This is a genomic window from Curtobacterium sp. MCSS17_008 (assembly GCF_003234185.1).
Taxonomy (GTDB): Bacteria; Actinomycetota; Actinomycetes; order Actinomycetales; family Microbacteriaceae; genus Curtobacterium.
Genome location: NZ_QKSM01000001.1, coordinates 125,760 through 146,637, shown reverse-complemented (window position 1 = coordinate 146,637; position 20,878 = coordinate 125,760). Strand labels below are relative to the sequence as shown.

The 20,878-nt window shown below is 71.3% G+C and carries 14 protein-coding genes; 5 read left to right on the top strand and 9 right to left on the bottom strand.

The annotated features are described in order from the left end of the window. Positions 1-5 precede the first annotated feature (5 nt). Together DEJ23_RS00660 and DEJ23_RS00655 are read right to left on the bottom strand one after the other, a co-directional pair. Positions 6-1,331, bottom strand: a complete 1,326-nt coding sequence (locus DEJ23_RS00660) for a nitrate/nitrite transporter (protein WP_111238355.1) — start codon at positions 1,329-1,331, stop codon at positions 6-8. A 103-nt stretch (positions 1,332-1,434) separates the two neighbouring features. Further along, positions 1,435-2,367 (bottom strand): proteasome assembly chaperone family protein, encoded by a 933-nt coding sequence (locus DEJ23_RS00655; RefSeq protein WP_111238354.1) that lies wholly within the window; start codon positions 2,365-2,367, stop codon positions 1,435-1,437. 74 nt (positions 2,368-2,441) lie between these two features. Here DEJ23_RS00655 and DEJ23_RS00650 point away from each other — a divergent pair, with 74 nt between their 5' ends. From DEJ23_RS00650 to sucB, 3 genes are all read left to right on the top strand, one after another. Next, positions 2,442-3,923 (top strand): leucyl aminopeptidase, encoded by a 1,482-nt coding sequence (locus tag DEJ23_RS00650; protein ID WP_111238353.1) that lies wholly within the window; start codon positions 2,442-2,444, stop codon positions 3,921-3,923. A gap of 153 nt (positions 3,924-4,076) precedes the next feature. Then, positions 4,077-5,450 carry a dihydrolipoyl dehydrogenase gene (gene lpdA / locus DEJ23_RS00645; RefSeq protein WP_111238352.1) on the top strand — a complete coding sequence of 458 codons (1,374 nt, stop codon included), beginning with the start codon at positions 4,077-4,079 and terminating at the stop codon, positions 5,448-5,450. 73 nt (positions 5,451-5,523) lie between these two features. Next, positions 5,524-7,044 carry a 2-oxoglutarate dehydrogenase, E2 component, dihydrolipoamide succinyltransferase gene (gene sucB, locus DEJ23_RS00640; RefSeq protein ID WP_111238351.1) on the top strand — a complete coding sequence of 507 codons (1,521 nt, stop codon included), beginning with the start codon at positions 5,524-5,526 and terminating at the stop codon, positions 7,042-7,044. A gap of 86 nt (positions 7,045-7,130) precedes the next feature. On the opposite strand, the gene DEJ23_RS00635 is transcribed toward sucB, so the two are convergent. Continuing rightward, positions 7,131-8,027 (bottom strand): hypothetical protein, encoded by an 897-nt coding sequence (locus DEJ23_RS00635; protein WP_146240159.1) that lies wholly within the window; start codon positions 8,025-8,027, stop codon positions 7,131-7,133. A gap of 127 nt (positions 8,028-8,154) precedes the next feature. On the opposite strand from DEJ23_RS00635, the gene DEJ23_RS00630 reads away from it, so the two are divergent. Next, a complete protein-coding gene (locus DEJ23_RS00630) occupies positions 8,155-8,868 on the top strand; it encodes a DUF4191 family protein (protein WP_111238349.1) in 714 nt (237 codons plus the stop codon). Positions 8,869-9,164: 296 nt separating this feature from the next. On the opposite strand, the gene DEJ23_RS00625 is transcribed toward DEJ23_RS00630, so the two are convergent. After that, positions 9,165-9,635, bottom strand: coding sequence for an RDD family protein (locus DEJ23_RS00625; RefSeq protein ID WP_111238348.1), 471 nt, complete (start codon positions 9,633-9,635; stop codon positions 9,165-9,167). Between the two features lie 142 nt (positions 9,636-9,777). Between DEJ23_RS00625 and glnA (DEJ23_RS00620) the strand changes: the two genes are divergently transcribed. Next, positions 9,778-11,202: a type I glutamate--ammonia ligase gene (glnA, locus tag DEJ23_RS00620; RefSeq protein ID WP_111238347.1), complete on the top strand. Its 1,425-nt coding sequence runs from the start codon at positions 9,778-9,780 to the stop codon at positions 11,200-11,202. Between the two features lie 220 nt (positions 11,203-11,422). Here the strand turns inward: glnA (DEJ23_RS00620) and DEJ23_RS00615 are convergent, their stop codons facing one another. The 5 genes from DEJ23_RS00615 to glnA (DEJ23_RS00595) form a co-directional block, all read right to left on the bottom strand. Beyond that, on the bottom strand, positions 11,423-12,850 hold the full coding sequence (locus tag DEJ23_RS00615) for a UDP-glucose/GDP-mannose dehydrogenase family protein (RefSeq protein ID WP_111238346.1): 1,428 nt from the start codon (positions 12,848-12,850) through the stop codon (positions 11,423-11,425). Beyond that, positions 12,847-14,415, bottom strand: a complete 1,569-nt coding sequence (locus DEJ23_RS00610; RefSeq protein WP_111238345.1) for a glycoside hydrolase family 26 protein — start codon at positions 14,413-14,415, stop codon at positions 12,847-12,849. The genes DEJ23_RS00615 and DEJ23_RS00610 overlap by 4 nt, the downstream gene beginning before the upstream one ends. After that, positions 14,408-16,012: a glycosyltransferase family 2 protein gene (locus tag DEJ23_RS00605; protein ID WP_111238344.1), complete on the bottom strand. Its 1,605-nt coding sequence runs from the start codon at positions 16,010-16,012 to the stop codon at positions 14,408-14,410. The genes DEJ23_RS00610 and DEJ23_RS00605 overlap by 8 nt, the downstream gene beginning before the upstream one ends. 526 nt (positions 16,013-16,538) lie before the next feature. Continuing rightward, positions 16,539-19,511, bottom strand: coding sequence for a bifunctional [glutamine synthetase] adenylyltransferase/[glutamine synthetase]-adenylyl-L-tyrosine phosphorylase (locus tag DEJ23_RS00600; RefSeq protein WP_111238343.1), 2,973 nt, complete (start codon positions 19,509-19,511; stop codon positions 16,539-16,541). 22 nt (positions 19,512-19,533) lie between these two features. Then, positions 19,534-20,871 carry a type I glutamate--ammonia ligase gene (glnA, locus tag DEJ23_RS00595; RefSeq protein ID WP_111238342.1) on the bottom strand — a complete coding sequence of 446 codons (1,338 nt, stop codon included), beginning with the start codon at positions 20,869-20,871 and terminating at the stop codon, positions 19,534-19,536. Between the last annotated feature and the right edge of the window lie 7 nt (positions 20,872-20,878).

Genomic DNA, 20,878 nt, shown 5'->3' with positions numbered 1-20,878 from the left:
CTCCATTATTGCACGGCCTTCTTCCGCAGGCGCGCAACCAGTGCAACCCACAGCGGGCCCACCCGTATTCCGTCCTGCGTGTGCATCTCACGACGGGTCCGGCGGCGCGCGAGCAGCAGCATCACCACACCGAACCCGACCACCACGTACTGCACGGTGAGCGCGATGCGGAAGTTCTCCCATGCGAAGACCGTGCGTCCGGTCGCTCCGGAGACCGCGTCGAGCAGCGTGCCGATGAGGAACATCATCACGAAGGCGGCCAGGAACCCACCCACGTTCACCACGCCGTTCGCCGAGCCGAGCGATCCGACGGGGTTGAAGCTGCGGGCGAAGTCGAAGCCGATGAGCGAGCCCGGTCCGCCGACGCCCATCGCGAGCACGAGCAGGACGAGCAGCCACGTCGGCGGGTACCCCGGCCAGAGCAGCACCGCCGTCCAGACCACGCCGAGGGCGAGGACGATCCCGAGCACGAGGTTCGAGCGGCGGAGCGGGAAGCGCGCGCAGAGCACGCCGAGCACCGGACCGACCACGAAGCCGGTGACGACGATGACGGTGAGGAACGCGGCGGCCTCGGACGGGCTGTACCCGAGCCCGCGGAGCATCGGTACGCCCCAGAGGAGCGAGAACACGGTGCCGGAGGACTGGGTGACGTAGTGCGACCAGAAGCCCAGCTGGGTCCCCGGACGGCGCAGTGCGTGCCCGAAGGTGTGGAACGCGCCGCGCCACGAGTGCGGGAGCGGCAGCGGGATGGTGTCCGTGCGGACCGCGACCGGACCGTTCCGGACGAACACGACGGCGAGCACGAGGCCCACCAGGCTCGCGGCCGCTGCCGCACCGAAGGCCGGGGTCCACCCGGCGGTGTGCAGCAGCACGGCGAACGGGAAGGCCGAGAGGATCTGGCCGACCTGGCCGAGGTTGCCCGTCCACTGCGAGATCTGCGGCAGGATCCGCCCGCTGAACCACATGGGCACGAGGCGGATCACCGAGATGAAGGTCATCGCGTCGCCGGCTCCGACGAGCACCCGGCCCGCGATCGCCGGCCCGATCGTCGGCGAGGAGGCCACCACGGCCTGACCGACCACGAGCAGTGCGGCGCCGAGCAACACGAGCTTCCGCGGGCCGACGCGGTCGAGCGCGATCCCGACCGGGATCTGCAGCCCGGCGTAGACGGCGATCTGCACCACGGCGAGCGTCGACAGGACCGCCGCGGAGACCGCGAAGCGGTCCTGCGCGTCGACCCCGGAGACGCCGAGCGACGAGCGCTGCACCACGGCGAGGACGTAGGCGAGCACCGCGACGCCCCAGACGAGGAAGGCACGGCGGGAGTTCACCCGACCAGGCTAGCGACGCGCACCCCGTGCCCGTGGCGGGCCGTGGAGGACGCTCGGTCCGTGACGGCCTGTGGAGGAGCCTCCGAGCCGGTACCGGCTGCGGTCAGTCCGTCGGCGCGTCGCCGTCGGACCGGCGGTCCGCCAGGAAGCGCTCGAGCTCGGCGGCGATGGCGTCCGCGGTCGGGACCTCGCCGTCGACCCCGGTCAGCGGTGACGCGACCGGGTTGCCCTCCATGTACGTGTCGTGGCGTTCCTCGAGCACGGAGACCAGCCGCTGCAGCTCCGCGTTGCCCGCGACCTGCTCCTCGACCCGGGTGCGGAACTCGCGGTCCGACTCGCGCAGCACGTCGGTCGGGAAGATCAGTCCGGTCGCGGCCGAGATGCTCGAGAGCGCCGTGACCGCTGCGTCGGGGAACTCCGTGTCACCCAGGTAGTGCGGGACCAGCAGGACGAGCCCCGTGACCTGCTCGCCGAGCTGGGTCAGTCGGTGCTCGACCAGGTGCAGGACGTTCGCCGGGGCCTGCGTCTCGGGCTTCCACACGCTCATCTGCTCGACCAGGTCGGCGCGGGTCCCCGACACGGTGAGGCTGATCGGCCGCGTGTGCGGCACGGGCATCGGGATCGACTGCACCCAGGTCGTGTCGGCCACCCGCAGACGCGCGGCGAGCCCCGTGACGGCGTCGACGAACCGGTTCCACTGGAAGTCCGGCTCGTAGCCGGAGAGGAACAGGAACGGTTGGCCGAGCTCGTCGCGCACGAGGTGCAGGGCGAGGCGGGGCGGCTCGACGGCCGCGATGTGGTCGTGCTCGAACGTGATCACCGGACGGCGCGCACGCCAGTCCAGCAGGACGTCCGGGTCGAACTCGGCGACGAGCTCGTGGTCGAGACCGTCGAGGACCGACGTCGTCACCTGCGCGACTGCGGAGCCCGCGTCGACGAAGCCGGTCAGGCCCGCGACCAGGTGCAGCCCGGCCGGGACGGTCGGTGCGCCTTCGGCGACGGAGTACAGGTCCTCGGGGTGGTTCACCGTGCCCATGCTAGGCGGAACCCCGGCAGCCCCCCGCGACGTCCCGACGCTCTCGGCGAACACGCGCTGGATAGGCTTGGCGCATGGTCCGACCGACGCTCTCCACCACCACCTCGACCCCCTCCGACGTCGACGCCGACGTCCTCGTGCTCGGTGTCCGCTCCGGCACCGACGGCGGCGCCCCCACGATCGCGCCGAGCGCCGCCGGCCCGCTCGAGGCACTCGCAGACCTCGACCTCGGCACGATCGGCGTGACCGGCGCGAAGGACCAGCTCGTCCGACTGCCGGGGACCGGCACCGCCGCCGCGGGCATCGCGCTCGTCGGACTCGGCTCCGCCGTCGACGCCGCCTCGGTGCGCGCTGCGGCCGGCAGCGCCGTCCGTCAGCTCCCGCAGGTGTCGTCGATCGCCCTCGCGCTGCCGACCGACTCCGCCGAACTCGTCGACGCCGCGCTCGAGGGCGCAGCGCTCGGCGCGTACGCCTTCACCCGCCACAAGGGCACCGGCACGACCGCCCCGACCCGCGGCGACCAGCGCATCGAGGTGGTCGCCCCCGCCGAAACCGCCGCCGACGCCACGGTCCGCCCGGCGATCGTCGCCGACGCCGCCGCGCTCGTGCGCGACCTGGTCAACACCGCCGCCGGTGACCTCGGTCCCGCGGACGTCGCCGACGTCGCGGTCGCCCAGGCCGAAGGGCTGCCGCTCACCGTCGAGGTCCTCGACGAGCACCAGCTCCAGGAGCAGGGCTTCGGCGGCATCGTCGGCGTCGGCCGCGGTTCGGAGCGTCCGCCGCGCCTGGTCGTCGTCCGCTACGAGCCGTCGTCCGCGAGCAAGCACCTCGCGCTCGTCGGCAAGGGCATCACCTTCGACTCGGGGGGCCTCTCGCTGAAGCCCGCCGCGTCGATGCTCGGCATGAAGACGGACATGACCGGTGCCGCCACGGTCCTCGCCGCGACGATCGCCGCGGCGCGACTCGGCCTCGACACGCGCGTGACCGCGTGGCTCTGCCTCGCCGAGAACATGCCGTCCGGTTCCGCCACCCGTCCCGGCGACGTGCTCACGCTGAAGAACGGCAACACCGTCGAGGTCACGAACACCGACGCCGAGGGCCGACTCGTGCTCGGCGACGGCATGGCCGCGGCGTCGCTCGAACAGCCCGACGCGCTCGTCGACGTCGCGACCCTCACCGGCGCGCAGGTCGTCGCCCTCGGGGACCGGACCACGGGTCTGATGGGCAGCGACGACCTCGTCGCCCGGGTCCGCGCGGTCGCCGACGCCGCCGCGGAGCCGATCTGGCCGATGCCCCTCCCCGAGGAGCTCGACGCCCGGCTCGCCAGCGACGTCGCCGACATGGTCAACGCGACCGTCGGCAACCCGGCCGGCGGGATGCTCCTGGCCGGCAAGTTCCTCGAGCGCTTCGTCGGCGAGGGCGTCCCGTGGGCGCACCTCGACATCGCCGGTCCGTCCGAGCACAAGGGCGGCGGCTACGGCTGGCTCGGCAAGGGTGCGACCGGCGTGATGGTCCGAACGCTCATCGGGCTCGCAGAAGAGCTCCAGTCCAAGTAGTAGGTTGGGACCCGGCGGGCTGCGCACCGACGCGCGCCCGCCGGAACCAGCGGGACGGGACCGGAACCATGCGGTCCGACCGTCGGACGCCGCCGCCGCGGTGTCCAGTGGGGTCCGGACCGGGCCCCGACACGCACGAGGGAGTTGCACCAGGTGACGGAACAGACTTACGACGTCGTGGTCCTCGGTGGCGGCAGTGGTGGCTACGCCGCTGCGCTCCGGGCCGCTGAGCTCGGCATGAGCGTCGCGCTCGTCGAGGGAGACAAGCTCGGAGGGACCTGCCTGCACCGCGGCTGCATCCCGACCAAGGCGCTGCTCCACGCCGCCGAGGTCGCCGACGCCACGCGCGACGCGGAGAAGTACGGCGTCATCGCCGAGTACGCCGGCGTCGAGGTGCCCAAGGTCATCGACTACCAGCAGGGCGTCATCAACTCGAAGTACAAGGGCCTGCAGGGGCTCATCAAGGCCCGCGGCATCACCGTCGTCGAGGGCTGGGGCCGCCTGACCTCGCAGAACACCGTGCAGGTCGGCGACCAGACCGTCACCGGCAAGAACGTCGTGCTGGCCACCGGTTCCTACTCGAAGTCCCTGCCGGGCCTCGAGATCGGCGGCCGCGTGATCACGTCCGAGACCGCGCTGAAGATGGACTACGTGCCGAACAAGGTCGTCATCCTCGGTGGTGGCGTCATCGGCGTCGAGTTCGCCAGCGTCTGGAAGTCGTTCGGCGCCGAGGTCACGATCGTGGAGGGCCTGCCCCACCTGATCCCGGCCGAGGACGAGTCGATGTCGAAGCAGCTCGAGCGCGCGTTCCGCAAGCGCGGCATCGAGTTCTCGCTCGGCGTCCGCTTCCAGGGCGTCGAGCAACACGAGAACGGCGTCGTCGTCACCCTCGAGGACGGCAAGACCTACGACGGCGACGTCCTCCTCGTCGCGGTCGGCCGTGGCCCGCTGACGCAGAACATGGGCTTCGACGAGGTCGGCGTGGCGATGGACCGCGGGTTCGTCACCACGAACGAGCGCCTCGCCACGAACCTGCCGAACGTCTACGCCGTCGGCGACATCGTCCCCGGCCTGCAGCTCGCCCACCGCGGCTTCCAGCAGGGCATCTTCGTCGCCGAGGAGATCGCGGGCCTCAACCCCGTCGTCATCTCCGACACGAACATCCCGAAGGTCACCTACTCCGACCCGGAGGTCGCCTCCGTCGGGCTCTCGCAGGCCAAGGCCGAGGAGCAGTACGGCGCCGACAAGGTCGACACGTACGAGTACAACCTCGCGGGGAACGGCCGCAGCCACATCATCGGCACCTCGGGCGCCGTCAAGGTGGTCCGCGTCGTCGACGGCCCCGTGGTCGGCGTGAGCATGATCGGCGCGCGCGTCGGCGAGCTCATCGGCGAGGCGCAGCTCGCGGTCAACTGGGAAGCACACCCGGAGGACGTCGCGCCCCTCGTCCACGCCCACCCGACGCAGAACGAAGCGCTGGGCGAGGCCTTCCTCCACCTCGCGGGCAAGCCGCTCCACGCACTGTGACGACCACGTCCGCCGTGCGCACCGTGACAATGACAACCACCACCACAGCAACCCGCGAACAGGAGCCCACCCGATGAGCGAATCCGTCAACCTCCCGGCGCTCGGCGAGAGCGTCACCGAGGGCACGGTCACCCGATGGCTGAAGAACGTCGGTGACCGGGTCGAGGTCGACGAGCCGCTGCTCGAGGTCTCGACCGACAAGGTCGACACCGAGATCCCGTCGCCGATCGCCGGCGTCGTCGAGGAGATCCTCGTCCAGGAGGACGAGACGGTCGAGGTCGGCACCGCGCTGGTGAAGATCGGCGACGGCTCCGGTTCCGGTTCGGACTCCGGTTCCTCGGACGGCCAGAACGCGGACCAGGGCGCTGACGAGACCGCTGCCGACGCGACCGAGCCCGAGACGGCCCCGAGCACCGAGCAGGGCGAGGAGCAGAAGGCGCCGGAGCCCCAGCAGGCCGAGCCGGCGCCGGGCGGTCAGACGCAGCCCGCGGCCCCGCAGGCGCCCTCGGCTCCCCCGGTCCCGCAGGCCGCCCCGGTGCCGCCGCCCGCCGCCGTGCCCGCCGCGGTCCCCGCGCCGGCAGCTGCTCCCGCCGCTGCTCCGGCCCCCGCGGCAGCTCCTGCCCCTGCTGCGTCGGGCGCGACCGCCTCGGCGTCCGTCCCGAACCCGACGCAGGACGCCTCGGCCTCCGGCTACGTGACCCCGCTCGTGCGCAAGCTCGCGAACGAGCAGGGCGTGGACCTGTCGACCGTCACCGGCTCCGGTGTGGGTGGGCGCATCCGCAAGGAGGACGTCCTCGCCGCCGCCGAGCAGGCCAAGACCGCAGGTGCCCCGGCACAGGCAGCCGCTCCGACGGGCCCGTTCGTGGCCGAGACCTCGCCGCTCCGCGGCACCCGCGAGAAGATGTCGCGTCTCCGCAAGGTCGTCGCCGAGCGAGCCGTGCAGTCGATGACGTCGACGGCGCAGCTCACCAGTGTCGTCGAGGTCGACGTGACGAAGGTCGCGCAGTTCCGCGACGCGAACAAGGCCGAGTTCCTCGAGAAGACCGGTTCGAAGCTCAGCTTCATGCCGTTCTTCGCCCTCGCGGCGTCCGAGGCGCTCAAGGCTCACCCGAAGATCAACTCGACGGTCGAGGGCGACGAGATCGTCTACCCGGACCACGAGAACGTCTCGATCGCGGTCGACACCGAGCGCGGTCTGCTCACCCCGGTGATCAAGGACGCCTCGAGCCTGTCGCTGGCCGACTTCTCGAAGTCGATCGCGGACCTCGCCGAGCGCACGCGCAACAACCAGCTCAAGCCGGACGAGCTCGCCGGCGGGACCTTCACGCTGACGAACACCGGTTCGCGCGGGGCGCTGTTCGACACCCCCGTGGTGTTCCTGCCGCAGTCGGCGATCCTCGGCACGGGCATCGTGACGAAGCGTCCGGCGGTCGTGAAGGTCGACGGCCAGGAGGCCATCGCGATCCGTTCGTTCGTCTACCTCGCGCTGTCGTACGACCACCGGATCATCGACGGCGCCGACGCGTCGCGGTACCTCGTCGCGGTGAAGACCCGCCTCGAGGAAGGCAACTTCGGCCCGAACCTCGGCTACTGAGCCGACGGTCCGCTCCACACCGGACGGCCCCGGTCCCGCACAGGGACCGGGGCCGTCCGGCGTTCCGGCGCTGCACCGGGTGGCGGTCAGAGGACGCTCGTCGCCGCCGTCGCGAGTCCGCCGGCCAGGACCACCCCGACCACCGCGTGCCGGAGCGGCAGCCGACGTGCGGCTCCCAGCGGGATGCCCCGCTCGACGACGTCGCGCACCGAGCGCACGAGCAGGACGCCGACGTCACCGGGAGCGGGATCGCGGGGTGGCAGTCCGGCCGGACGTCCGTCGAACAGGTCCGACACCGGACGGGTCCAGCGCACCGGCCGGGGTGGTGCCGCCGCCGTGACGAGGTCGAGCGCCTCGGCCACCAGGGCCGCGTCGCCGTCCTTCGCGGCGTCGAGCACCGGGTCGAGGGCTCGCCGTGCCGGTGCTCGAGCGTCGACCCGGTCCCACACCATCCGGGCCGCCAGGACGAGCTGCCGTGGCCCGTCCGGGTCATCACGCAGCGGCGCCCGCACCGGCTGTCGGCCGGGTTCCGTGCAGGTGCGATCGGAGCGGGGACCCGTCGCGCAGGTGTCCTGACGCGGGAGGTCTGCGGCGCAGGCGCCGTCAGCGTGGATCGGGACGGCGCCGGGCGGCACGTCAGCGACCAGCACGGCACCGGACTCGTCGACCCCGACCCCGTCCTGCGGGACCGTGCCGACCTCGACCGCACCGGCGCGCGCTCGGACGGCGACCTGCAGGAGCGGCACGGTCAGGGTGACGGCGACGCCCTCGGTCGGGGCGCCGAGGACGTCGAGGGCCTCGCCGAGGGGCCGCACCGCCGGCCGCAGGACCTCGGCTGCCAGGTGCCCGTCCGGACACCGGCCGACACGGACCACCGGCACGAGGTGCGCGCCGCACCCCGCCGACCGGTCCGCCACCCACCGCGCGAAGGCGGAGGGGTCCAGCGCCCCGCACCACCGCTCGCGTCGTTCCGCCGTCGTCATGGTGACGAGCGTGGCGGAGGCGGGTCGGGCCTCCCGTCCGTCGAACCAGACCTGTGGACAGCGGCGTTCGCCCACAGCCTGGCCGACGACGGTCCGCGACCGGGAGCCGAGGCCGTATCCTGGTCGCATGGCACGCAGCACTCCCCAAGCATTGACGGCGAAGGAGCCGGGTCGTCTCAAGCAGATGTACCAGGTCTTCACCATGACCCGTCGGGCCGACCCGAAGTCCGTCTGGTGGTTCCTGCTGGCGTTCGTCGGCCCCGTCGTCGCTGGCGTCCTGCTCGCGCTGCTGCTCCCCGGGCAGAACTGGCTCGCGATCACGCTGTGGATCCTCGCCGGCGTTCTGCTCGGCGTACTGCTGTTCCTCATCGTCCTCGGTCGCCTCGCCGAGCGTGCCGCCTACTCGCAGATCGCCGGGCAGCCAGGCGCCGTCGGTGCGGTCCTGTCGAACTCGCTGCGCCGCCAGTGGCGCTCCAGCGAGATGCCCGTCGCGGTGCACGGGCGTTCGCAGGCTGCGGTCTACCGCGCGGTCGGCACGCCGGGCGTCGTCCTCATCACCGAGGGTCAGCGTGGCAACCTCAAGCGCCAGGTGGACGAGGAACGCCGGAAGGTCCAGCGCATCGTCCCGAACGTCCCGGTGCACGTGGTGCACGTGGACGACGACGAGGACGGCGTGACGCTGCACAGGCTCCCCCGCGCGATGAACAAGTACAAGAAGGCGCTCAACCGCAACGAGGTCCTCGCGGTCGCGAACCGTCTCGACTCCCTGACGCACAGCCCGGCCTCGGCGATCCCGAAGGGCATGGACCCGATGAGGGCTCGCGCCGGGCGTCCGCGCTGACCGTCGCCCTCCCTCGTCGCACCGACGCCCCCGACCGTGCCAGGTCGGGGGCGTCGTCGTCTGCGGCGACGCTGTTCCGCTGGCACCCCGGCGCGTTCGCGGAGCCGTGTCGCCGCTCGGCGAGGACGCTCCCGCTCGTCCGTGGTGCAGGAACCGTCGGGTGCTGGCTGTCCGCTCGACGTCTTCTGCTCCATGGATGGCAGACGCGGTCCCCAGCGCAGCGCGGGGCACGCGGCGCGCGTGCACCCGGGGCGCGCGTGCACGCGGAGCGCGGGGCGCGCGGGGCGCGGGCAGCGTCAGCGCCGGACGAGCACCGTCCCCGCGATGCGGTCGTGCGCACCACGGCTGTCCCGGTCGATGATCAGCGCCGGGACCACCAGGCAGAGCAGCACGGTGCGGACCACGGGCCGCCACACCCCGACGTAGCCGCCACGGATCGGCACGACGCGCAGACCGACACAGATGTGCCCGAACGAGCCGGACAGCGTGCAGATGAACAGGATCTGCAGGGCCGCGAAGATCGCGAGCTGGATCCACGTGTGGGTGATGTCGGCCGACCCCGCGAGCGGCGACCACACGCCGGTGACGAACGCGACGAGGTCGGCGAGGACGCCGTCGATGAGGAGCGCGACGACACGTCGTCCGATGTGCCCGACGCTCCGCGGCCCCGCTTCCGGCAGACCCAGGTCCTTGCCCGGCCACCCGTCCGGGTGCTCGCCGCCGGGGTGTGCTGGGGACGCGGAGGGCGGGGTGGTGCTGCGGGCCATGGCTCCAAGGGTAGGCGACCGTGCCGACGTAACACGCACGAAACAATGCAGTCATGTCCGGGAAACCCGGTGTGCATAGCCTCGTCGGAGGGTGCACCTGCGGCACCTCCGACTTCACCTACCCCCCAGGAGATCGACACACATGTTCAGCGATTCCTCCGAGGTGCTCGCCTTCATCAAGGACACGGACGTCAAGTTCCTCGACATCCGCTTCACGGACCTGCCCGGTGTCCAGCAGCACTTCAACATCCCGGCGTCGACGGTCGACGAGGACTTCTTCTCGGTCGGACAGCTCTTCGACGGCTCCTCGATCCGCGGCTTCGCGTCGATCCACGAGTCGGACATGCAGCTCATCCCGGACGTGACGACGGCCTACATCGACCAGTTCCGCGCCGAGCGCACGCTGATCATGATCTTCGACATCTACAACCCGCGGAACGGCGAGATCTACGGCCGCGACCCGCGCCAGGTGGCGAAGAAGGCGGAGAAGTACCTCGCCTCGACGGGCATCGCGGACACCGCGTTCTTCGCCCCGGAGGCCGAGTTCTACATCTTCGACGACGTCCGCTACTCGGTCACGCAGAACAAGTCGTTCTACTCGGTCGACTCGGAAGAGGGCGCCTGGAACACCGGCCGCGAGGAAGAGGGCGGCAACCTCGCCAACAAGACGCCGTACAAGGGTGGCTACTTCCCGGTCTCCCCCGTCGACAAGACGGCGGACCTCCGTGACGACATCACCCTCAAGCTGATCGAGGCGGGCTTCGAGCTCGAGCGCTCGCACCACGAGGTGGGCACCGGCGGCCAGCAGGAGATCAACTACAAGTTCGACACGATGGTCCACGCCGCGGACGACATCCTGAAGTTCAAGTACATCGTCAAGAACACGGCCGACCAGTGGGGCAAGGTCGCCACGTTCATGCCGAAGCCGCTGTTCGGTGACAACGGCTCGGGCATGCACACGCACCAGTCGCTCTGGTCCGACGGCAAGCCGCTGTTCTACGACGAGAACGGCTACGGCGGTCTGTCCGACGTCGCCCGTTGGTACATCGGCGGCATCCTCAAGCACGCTCCAGCGCTGCTCGCCTTCACGAACCCGTCGATCAACTCGTACCACCGTCTGGTGAAGGGCTTCGAGGCACCGGTCAACCTGGTCTACTCGGCCGGCAACCGCTCCGCCGCGATCCGCATCCCGATCACGGGCACGAACCCGAAGGCCAAGCGCATCGAGTTCCGCGCGCCGGATGCCTCGGGCAACCCGTACCTCGCCTTCGCCGCGCAGCTGATGGCGGGCCTCGACGGCATCCAGAACCGCATCGAGCCGCACGAGCCGGTCGACAAGGACCTCTACGAGCTCCCGCCGGAGGAGGCCAAGGGCATCCCGCAGGTGCCGGGCTCCCTCGACGAGGCCCTCGACGCGCTCGAGGCGGACCACGAGTTCCTCACGAAGGGCAACGTCTTCACCGAGGACCTCATCCAGACCTGGATCGACTACAAGCGCGAGAACGAGATCCTCCCGCTGGCCCAGCGCCCGCACCCGTTCGAGTACGAGCTGTACTTCGGCGTCTGATCACCGCTGACCACGCAGGCCCCCGCACCGGTTCCGGTGCGGGGGCCTGCTGCGTGTGGTGCGCGTGCGCGCCGTGGTGGTGACGGTCTGGAGGCCCGGTGCCGGTCCGGCGGGCCGGTACCGGGCCTCCAGTCGGTCGCGCCGGCACGCTCCTTCCGCGCACGACGGAGCGGGGCCCGTGCCGCCTCCCGGCACGGACCCCGCTCGGCGGGATGTGGGACTACCGGGCCGTGGCCAGCACGTCGTTCGTCCCCGCCGCCACGCTCACGGGTGCACCCGTGACCGGCGTGGGCCGTCCCAGGGAGCGGACGGACCACCCCGCCTCGACCCAGTCGGCGACCGGCAGGCAGTTGCGGGCGTCGATGACGGTGCGACGGCCGACGATCGCACCGAGCGACACCGGCGACGCCTGCACGATCTCGTCCCACTCCGTCAGGACGAGCACGACGTCGGCACCCTCGACCGCGTCCTCCTTCGTCGCCGCGTAGGACAGGGTCGGGAAGGACCGTCGTGCGGTCTCGTTCGCCTCCGGGTCCCACAGCGTCACCTGCGCCCCGCGGAGGTGCAGCGCCGCGGCGACGTTGAGCGCGGGCGAGTCGCGCACGTCGTCCGTGAGCGGCTTGAAGGCGGCACCGATCACGGCCACGCGGCGGTTGAGCACGGACCCGCCGAGCGCCTCGATCGTCATGTCGATGACCCGCTCGCGCTGCCCCATGTTGATCTCGTCGACCTGCTGCATGAGCCCGACGACCCGACCGGCCCCGATCTCGTTCGCACGGTGCATGAGCGCCCGGATGTCCTTCGGCAGGCAACCCCCGCCGAACCCGAGCCCGGCGTTCAGGAACTTCCGCCCGATGCGCACGTCGTGCCCGAGGGCGTCGGCGAGCGTGGTGACGTCGGCACCGGTGATGGCGCACATCTCGGAGATCGCGTTGATGAACGAGATCTTCGTGGCGAGGAAGGCGTTGGCGCTCACCTTGACGAGCTCGGCGGTCGCGAGGTCGGTGGTGATGACCAGCGTGCCCTCGGCGATGGGTGCGGCGTAGACCTCGCGGATGACGGCGTCGGCCACGGGGGACGCTCCACCCCAGACCAGGCGGTCCGGGTGCAGGGTGTCGTCGACGGCCTTGCCCTCGCGGAGGAACTCGGGGTTCCAGACGAGTTCGGCGTCGATCCCGATCGGGGTGAACTCGCGGACGATGCCGCGCAGCCGCGCGGCGGTTCCGACCGGCACGGTCGACTTGCCGATGATCAGGCCGGGGTGGGTGAGGTGCTCGGCGACCCCGCGGGTGGCGGCCTCGACGAAGGTGAGGTCCGCGGCGTGCGAGCCGGCCTTCTGCGGCGTCCCGACGCACACGAAGTGGACGTCCGCCGCGGCCACGGCCTCCGCGAGGTCGGCGGTGAAGCGCAGCTTGCCGGTGGCGACGTGCTTCGTGATGAGCTCCGGCAGGCCGGGCTCGTAGAACGGCACCTCGCCGGCGGACAGCGCGGCGAGCTTCGCCGGGTCGACGTCCACGCCGATGGTGTCGAAGCCCATCTCGGCCATCGCGGCCGCGTGCGTGGCGCCGAGGTAGCCGGTGCCGATGACGCTGATGACGGGTGCGGGGCGGGTGTCGGCCGCTGCGGCCGACTGCTTCGGTGCGGTCACTGCTGGACCTCCTGCAGGTCGTAGTCGGTGTCGTTGCGTGCGATGCCCTCGGCGAAGGTCGCCAGGCTGTCGGCACGGGAGTCGAGACGCCAGTCGTTGGTGGTCCGGGCGCCGTCGACGATGGTGGTGGCCACCTGGCTGAAGTACGCGAAGCCGATGACGTCACGGTTCGTCGGATCGGCCAGGGCGTCGAAGAGCGAGTCGATCCACTGCGACTTCTGGCTGTCCGAGACGGTGCCGCCGGTCTCGGTCGCACCGATCTCGTTGAGCAGGATGTGCTTGCCCGGGGCCACCTGCCGGAGCTGCGCGAGCGTGGCGCCGAACGTGTTCTGGAACGTGGGCTGCTCCGCGGCCGTGCGGTAGTACCCGCTCATGCCGACCCAGTCGACGTAGTCGGCGCCCGGGTAGTACTGCCGTAGGTAGTCGAGCGTCTGGTACTTCGGGTTGCCGAGCTTGTCGATGCGCGACGGCGACCAGTTCCAGATGACGTAGTCGTTCGCCCCGTTGGCCTGGAAGACGTCGTGCACGTGCTGCCACATCGCGACGTACGACCCCGGCGCGTTCTGCTGCTTCGACCCCTCGGACCAGTTGTACCACTGGCCGTTCATCTCGTGGTCGAGGCGGATGACGACGGGCATCCCGTTCGCCTTCAGCGCCTTGGCGTACGACGCCAGGTAGTCGTCGAACTTCCCGGAGACGACGTCCTGGTTCGTGTAGCCCGCCACGTAGGGCTGGTCGTTCCCGGTCTTCGCGGGGACGGTCTCCCACGTCATCATCGGCAGACGGCCGTTGGCCCACGACCGCTGGACGGCGCTGGCGTTGAAGTCCTGGTCGAAGCCCTGGAAGTAGCCGACCATGTTCGTGGCCCGACCGACCTCCTGCGAGACACGGTCGTACTCGGCCCAGTTGAACGGGGACTGCGTCGTGTAGAGCCCGTACCAGCGGGACTGCTGCCCGAGGATCTGTGCCTTGCTGGGCGTGCGGATCGGCTCAGTGCCGACCGGGTCCTTCGACGGGCCGGTATTCGGCCCGGTGCCGCCGGGAGCGGCGTCGCCGGACGAACCGTTTGCGGAGCCAGTCGACCCCGATCCGCCGGACGCCGAACCCCCGGAACCGCCGGAGGACGTTCCCGAGGCCGAGCCGCCGGAACCGGACGCTCCGGCCGCGGGACCGGAGTCCGCCGCGGACGACCCGCCGCCGCTCCTCGCCGCTCCCAGATCGGACTGCAGCGACGCGATCTGCGCCTTGAGCCGAGCGATCTCCTCGCCCCGCGAGCCGGCCTGGGCGCTCGACGAGTCGAGCTTGCCCTCGAGCTTCCAGATGGTCTCCTGCGCGGCGTCGAGCTTCGCGGTCAGCTCGGCGGCGCTGGGCTGCTTCGCCTTCGGCGGGGTGACCCCGAGGGCGGAGTGGACCGCGGTCGACACCGGACCCGCGGGCGACACCCAAACGGTCCAGGTGATGAGGCCGAGGACGAGGACGATGGCCGTCGTGCCGACGGCGGTGCGGCGGGCGTGCTTGCTGGACTGTGCCCACCACGTACTGGTGGACCGGATGAGGTCAGACAATGAGGAACGCCTCCAGGGCGAGGATCGCGACCCCGATGCCGTACGGGATCGCCGCGTAGGGGTTGACCCGGCGGGTCTTCGAGGGTGCCGGACGGCCGGTCGACGCAGCCGCAGCCGCGGTCGCGGCCGAGCGGCGGGTGGCGAGGACCGTCGCGGTCGAGTTGGTCGTGGCATCGGCCCCGAAGAGCTCGTCGAACGCTCGATCGGCCGCGGCCTGGTCGCCGACGTCCACCCGGGACTGCGCGAGGTCGGTACGGTCCACCGGCGGCAGACCGGCGTCGACGGGGCTGACGGGCGGGGTACCGAGCGCGGTCGGCTGGACGGCGTCCGCAGGGTCCTGCTCCACCGGACCGCCGGCGTACGCACCGGCGCGCGTCCCCCAACCGGACGCGTGCGCCAGGCGGAAGAACCCGACGAGCCGGATCGGCATGAGGAAGAACGTCGACACGATGATGAACATCGGCAGGCGGAAGAAGTCGCTCGGCTTCTCCGCCAGGTGCCGCATCTGCCGGATCGCCATGCTCAGCACGCTCGACACGACCATCAGGCCGGCGACGTAGACGAAGCCCGTCGAGAAGCCGTACTGCGACAGGATGCCCTGGTACAGGTTCTCGCCCTGCCCGGTGAGCGCCCGGTAGATCCAACCGGCGATCACGCCGAACAGCATGAACGGCAGGATGATGTCGGTGAGGAAGAACACGGCCAGGATCGGCGCGTGCCCGAGCATCCACGGGAGCATCCGCAGTGTGTTGTACTGCGAGCCGCGGGCCCAGCGGAGCTGCTGCTTGAACAGCTTCTTCACCTGCAGCGGGGCGTCCGTGTAGACCAGCGACGTGTACTGGTAGACGGTCCGGTACCCCTCCTTGAGCGTCAGGTTCGTCAGCGTCCGGTCGTCGGACACCTCGAGGAACACCCCCATGAACTCCTCGTGCATGAAGCGGTCCATGACACGCACCAGGATGCTGCGGCGGAACGCGATCGTCCGTCCGGGCAGGCACCCGATCTGCCCGAGCACGCTCTGTGCCGGCATCGAGTAGAGCGCGCGGGAGTTCTCGAGCCAGTCCGCCCAGCGGGTGATCCACGAGCGGGTCGGCTCGAGGATGCGCTGGCGGGTGGTGACGCCGCCGACGGACTCGTCGGCGAACGGCTTGAGCAGCTCGGAGAGCGTGCCGGGGGTCCAGACCGTGTCCGAGTCGACGAGCACCGTGATGTCACCGGTCGACATCTCGGTACCGACCTTGACGGCGTTGCGCTTGCCCGGGATGGTGGTGTGGGTCCAGCGGACGAGCGGGGCGAACTCGTCGCAGATCTGCTCGAGCGCCTCGTTCCGCGCGCCGTTGATGACGACGATGATCTCGCCGGGACCCTGTTCGACCATGCGGCCGATCACGTCACGGAAGAGGTCGATCGGCTCGTCGACGACGGGGACGACCACGCTGGTCGTCCCGACGAAGGTGCCGGTGTAGGGGCGGTAGCGGGCCGACAGGATGACCTTGAGCAGCCAGAGCAACCAGATCACCGCGGAGTACACGGCGAACAGGTAGAACTCGGGGTGCCCTTCGACCATCTGCCGGATCTGCAGAATGAAGGTGAACATCGATCCCTGCTTCAACGTTCGAGGTGGGGATTCCGCTTCATCGGGGAACCATGGCCGGTTCGGGTGAGGCCATTGATGCAGAACCGGCGCTGCCGCGCAACGCGACCCCCGTCCGGGGGCATTGCGAGCGTGTTACGGGGTACACACCTGTCCGCCTCGCGGCACACCTCCTGTGTCCGCAGTGCTGCTGACAGCACCACGGCGGACCGGGCGGGAGCGCTCACACTCCGTGCGCACCGGCACCGCCGACCGGGATGCTCGGCCCGCGCATCGGAGGAAAGCCCCGTTCACGGTTTGGTTCGCGCGCTCGGCGTGCCGCACCGCACGCGGGCAGGAACCGGGCGCTCGGAACCTGATCCCCAGCTGCGAGGAGTGGTTCCGGGGCGGACAGGACGGGGTACACCCCATGGGCAGTCGGGGGACACCCCTCGTCACGAGGAATTCACCCTTGACGACATGTCACCTTCACGCGAGATACGTTCATCCGGGCGTGTCGTCGCCCGACGGGCCCACCACCGGGCCTCGGTCAGGCGCCGTAGAACTCGCGCTCGAACACCTGCCGCGCTCGTCGGGTCACACCCAGGTAGTCGTCCTCGAGCTGCGACGCGGACCCCGGCGGGTACTCCATCAGGCGGGCGATGCCCTCGAGCTGCACGCGGTCGACCGGCAGCACGTCGGTCGTCTTCCCCGACCAGAGCACGAGCGCGCTTCGGGTCCGCGACGCGAACCGCCAGGCCGCCCCGAGCCGCTCGGCGTCCGCTGCGGCGACGAGCCCGGCCGCCGTCGCGGCGTCGAGGGCCTCGAGCGTCGAGGTCGTGCGGAGTCCCGGTACGTTCGTCGCGTGCTGCAGCTGTAGCAACTGCACGAACCACTCGACGTCGCTGAGCGACCCGCGGCCGAGCTTGAGGTGTCGGGCGGGGTCGGCGCCGCGCGGCAGCCGTTCGGACTCCACGCGCGCCTTGATGCGGCGCACCTCGCGGACCTCCCGGTCGTCGATCTGGTCCGGGTAGCGGGTCCGGTCGGCCAGGTGCTCGAAGTCACGGAGGAGCGCGTCGTCGCCGACCGCCCCCCGGGCCCGCAGCAGCGCCTGCGCCTCCCAGGTCAGCGACCAGCGGGCGTAGTACGCGCCGTAGGAGTCGAGCGTGCGCACCACCGGGCCGTTCTTGCCCTCGGGCCGCAGGTCGGTGTCGAGCTCGAACGGGTGGATGGCGTCGTCCGTCAGGCGCGAGAGCTCGCGGACGATCGTCTGTGCGGCGCGTGAGGCCCGCTCGGGCGCCAGGTCATCCGGGGCTCGGTAGACGTACAGCACGTCGGCGTCGGAGCCGAACCCGAGTTCCCGACCCCCGAACCGCCCCATCGCGACGATGCCGAATGCGAGCTCGGGCGGGGCGTCGCGGCGCGCGAGGGCGAGTGCGCCCGCGAGCGTCGCCTCGGTGACGTCGGACAGTGCCGGTCCGAGCGCGTCGACGTCGAGGTACCCGAGCACGGCGGCCATGCCGAGTCGGAGCGTCTCGCGTCGTCGGGCCGACCGCACGAGCGCGGCAGCACCGTCGACGTCCTGGCCGTGTCGCGCGGTCGTCGCGGCGTGCTCGGCGAGGAGCGACTCGAGCGGGCGGGGTCGGAGGAGGGCCTCGGGCTCGTCCAGCCAGGCGACTGCCTCGGGGAAGCGCTCGAGCAGCCCGGCGAGGAACGCCGACTCGGACAACACCGTCGTCAGCGAGTGCGCGGCCCCGGACGAGTCGCGGAGCATCCTGAGGAACCAGCTCGACTCCCCCAGCGTGTCGCTCAGCCGCCGGAACGCGAGCAGGGCCCGGTCCGGCGCCGGTCCCTCGGCCATCCACCTCAGGAGCACGGGCAACAGGTTCCGCTGGATCGCGGCTCGCCGGCTCGTGCCCTGCGTGAGCGCCCGGATGTGCCCGAGTGCGCCGGCCGGGTCCGCGAAGCCGATGGCGCCGAGGCGGTCGGCGGCCTGGTCGCTCGTGAGCACGATCTCGCCGTCGGTCGCCGCCACCGCCGACAGCAGCGGCCGGTAGAACAGGCGCTCGTGCAGCCCACGGACCTCGAGCTTCACGCCGCGCCAGCGCTGCTCCAGCGCGGCCGCCGAGGTGGCGAGTCCGGTCGAGCGGGCGAGCACCCGGAGCTCGTCCTCGTCACTCGGCATGAGGTGGGTGCGTTGCAGCCGCCGGAGCTGGATCCGGTGCTCGAGCAGGCGCAGCAGGGCGTAGTCGGGGCCGAAGCGAGCCGCCTCCGCACGACCGACGTAGCCCGCCGCCGCCAGGGCGTCCATGGCCTCGAGCGTCGACCGCACCCGGACGGTCTCGTCGTCACGCCCGTGCACGAGCTGGAGCAGCTGCACGGTGAACTCCACGTCGCGCAGGCCGCCCGGCCCGAGCTTGAGCTGCCGGTCGACCTCGTCGTCCGGGATGTGCTCGGTCACCCGCTCCCGCATCCGCTGCACGGACTCGACGAACCCGGGCCGCCCGGCCGAGGTCCACACGAACGGGGCCACCGCGGCCGCGTAGCGCTCCCCCAGGTCGCGGCTGCCGGCGATGGGCCGGGCCTTGAGCAGCGCCTGGAACTCCCACCCCTTGGCCCACCGCTCGTAGTACGCCACGTGCGAGTCGAGCGTCCGGACGAGCGCACCGTCCTTGCCCTCCGGCCGGAGGTTCGCGTCGACCTCCCAGAGCGCCGGCTCGGCGGCGAGGTCGGTGATCGCGTGCGTCGCGGCGATCGCCAAACGCGTGGCGACGAGCACGGCGCGGTCGGTGCCGACGCCGGTGTCCGCGTCGTCGTCCCGCGTGGGCTCGGTGACGAAGATGACGTCGACGTCGCTGACGTAGTTGAGCTCGCGGGCACCGGCCTTGCCCATCGCGATGACCGCGAGCGGGGTCGCGTCGACGTCGGCCGCGGGGAACGGGACCTCGCGCCGGGCGACGGCCACCGCGGCCTCGAGTGCGGCGCCCGCGAGGTCGGCGAGACCCGCGGCGACGACGGGGAACGCCTCGGTCGGTGCGGGGTGCAGCACGTCGAACAGCGCGATCTGTGCCAGGTGCCGGCGGTAGCGGACGCGGAGCCGCACGCGGGCATCCTCGCCCGAGGCGCCGTCGACGGCCTCGGCCAGGGACGCGCTGTACGCCTCCTGCGACCACGGCGGCGTGACCGGTTCGAGCAGCAGCGCGATCTCGGCCGGTCGGCGGTGCAGGAACTCCCCGAGCCCGACCGACGCGCCGAGCAGGCGGACGAGCCGCTCCGTGGCGTCCGCGTCCGCCAGCACCGGTCGCAGCTCGTCGGGTGCCCGTTCGAGCAGCCGCTCCAGCAGCCGCAGCGCGCCGTCCGGATCGGCCGTCGACTCCCACACGGCGGGGGCATCCGTGACCGGCACCCGCATCTCGGGGCCGAACCGTGCCTCCAGTCCGGCGATCCGCTCCAGGCTCTCCGACAGCTCCGCGAAGCCCAGGCGGGCCATCTCGGAACGGGACGTCCTCGTCCGACCGGTCATGCGTGGTTGCTCCGGGCGACTGCTAGAGCGCGCCGAGGTTCGTGCGGAGCTCGAACGGCGTGACCTGGTCGCGGTAGGCCTTCCACTCCTGCCGCTTGTTGAGCAGCACGTAGTTGAAGACCTGCTCGCCCAGCGTCTCGGCGACGAGTTCCGAGTCCTCCATCAGCCCGAGGGCGTGGTCGAGGCTCGCCGGGAGCTGCTTGTAGCCGAGGGCCTTGCGCTCGGCGTCCGACAGGCTCCAGACGTTGTCCTCGGCCTCCGGCGGGAGCTCGTAGCCCTCGTCGATGCCCTTGAGGCCCGCCGCGAGGAGCAGCGAGTACGCCAGGTACGGGTTGGCCGCCGAGTCGATGCCGCGGTACTCGACGCGCGCTGACTGGCCCTTGTTCGGCTTGTACAGCGGGACGCGCACGAGGGCCGAGCGGTTGTTGTGGCCCCAGGTCACGAAGGACGGGGCCTCGTCGCCGCCCCAGAGGCGCTTGTACGAGTTGACGAACTGGTTCGTGACGGCGGTGATCTCCGGCGCGTGGCGCAGCACGCCCGCGATGAAGTGCTTCGCGGTCTGCGACAGCTGGTACTCGCCGCCGGCCTCGTAGAAGGCGTTCTGGTCGCCCTCGAAGAGCGACACGTGCGTGTGCATGCCCGAGCCCGGCTGCCCGGACAGCGGCTTCGGCATGAACGTGGCGTAGACGCCCTGCTCGATCGCGACCTCCTTCACCACCGTGCGGAAGGTCATGATGTTGTCCGCCATCGTCAGCGCGTCCGCGTAGCGGAGGTCGATCTCGTTCTGACCGGGGCCGGCCTCGTGGTGGGAGAACTCCACCGAGATGCCGAGGTCCTCGAGCATCCGGACGGAGCGGCGGCGGAAGTCGTGGGCGCTGCCGCCGGGGACGTTGTCGAAGTAGCCGGCCTGGTCGACGGGCTGCGGCCCGCCGTCCGCCCAGTCGCGGCTCTTCAGCAGGTAGAACTCGATCTCGGGGTGCGTGTAGAAGGTGAAGCCCCGGTCGCTCGCCTTGGCCAGCGTCCGCTTCAGCACGTTGCGCGGGTCGGCCACGGCGGGCTGGCCGTCCGGCGTTGTGATGTCGCAGAACATGCGCGCGGTCGGGTCGACCTCGCCCCGCCACGGCAGGATCTGGAACGTCGAGGGGTCCGGGTGCGCCAGGACGTCGGCCTCGTAGCTGCGCGTCAGCCCCTCGATCGCGGAACCGTCGAACCCGATGCCCTCCGCGAAGGCGCCCTCGACCTCGGCCGGGGCGATCGCGACGGACTTCAGCGTGCCGATGACGTCGGTGAACCAGAGTCGGATGAACTTGATGCCCCGCTCCTCGATGGTGCGGAGCACGAAGTCCGTCTGCTTGTCCATGGACGCC

Excerpts from the sequence above, each read along its gene's own strand:
- DEJ23_RS00655 (WP_111238354.1), bottom strand. The coding sequence starts at position 2,367 with ATGGGCACGGTGAACCACCCCGAGGACCTGTACTCCGTCGCCGAAGGC.
- DEJ23_RS00650 (WP_111238353.1), top strand. The coding sequence starts at position 2,442 with ATGGTCCGACCGACGCTCTCCACCACCACCTCGACCCCCTCCGACGTC.
- sucB (WP_111238351.1), top strand. The coding sequence starts at position 5,524 with ATGAGCGAATCCGTCAACCTCCCGGCGCTCGGCGAGAGCGTCACCGAG.
- DEJ23_RS00635 (WP_146240159.1), bottom strand. The coding sequence starts at position 8,027 with ATGACGACGGCGGAACGACGCGAGCGGTGGTGCGGGGCGCTGGACCCC.
- DEJ23_RS00630 (WP_111238349.1), top strand. The coding sequence starts at position 8,155 with ATGGCACGCAGCACTCCCCAAGCATTGACGGCGAAGGAGCCGGGTCGT.
- DEJ23_RS00625 (WP_111238348.1), bottom strand. The coding sequence starts at position 9,635 with ATGGCCCGCAGCACCACCCCGCCCTCCGCGTCCCCAGCACACCCCGGC.
- glnA (WP_111238347.1), top strand. The coding sequence starts at position 9,778 with ATGTTCAGCGATTCCTCCGAGGTGCTCGCCTTCATCAAGGACACGGAC.
- DEJ23_RS00605 (WP_111238344.1), bottom strand. The coding sequence starts at position 16,012 with ATGTTCACCTTCATTCTGCAGATCCGGCAGATGGTCGAAGGGCACCCC.
- DEJ23_RS00600 (WP_111238343.1), bottom strand. The coding sequence starts at position 19,511 with ATGACCGGTCGGACGAGGACGTCCCGTTCCGAGATGGCCCGCCTGGGC.
- glnA (WP_111238342.1), bottom strand. The coding sequence starts at position 20,871 with ATGGACAAGCAGACGGACTTCGTGCTCCGCACCATCGAGGAGCGGGGC.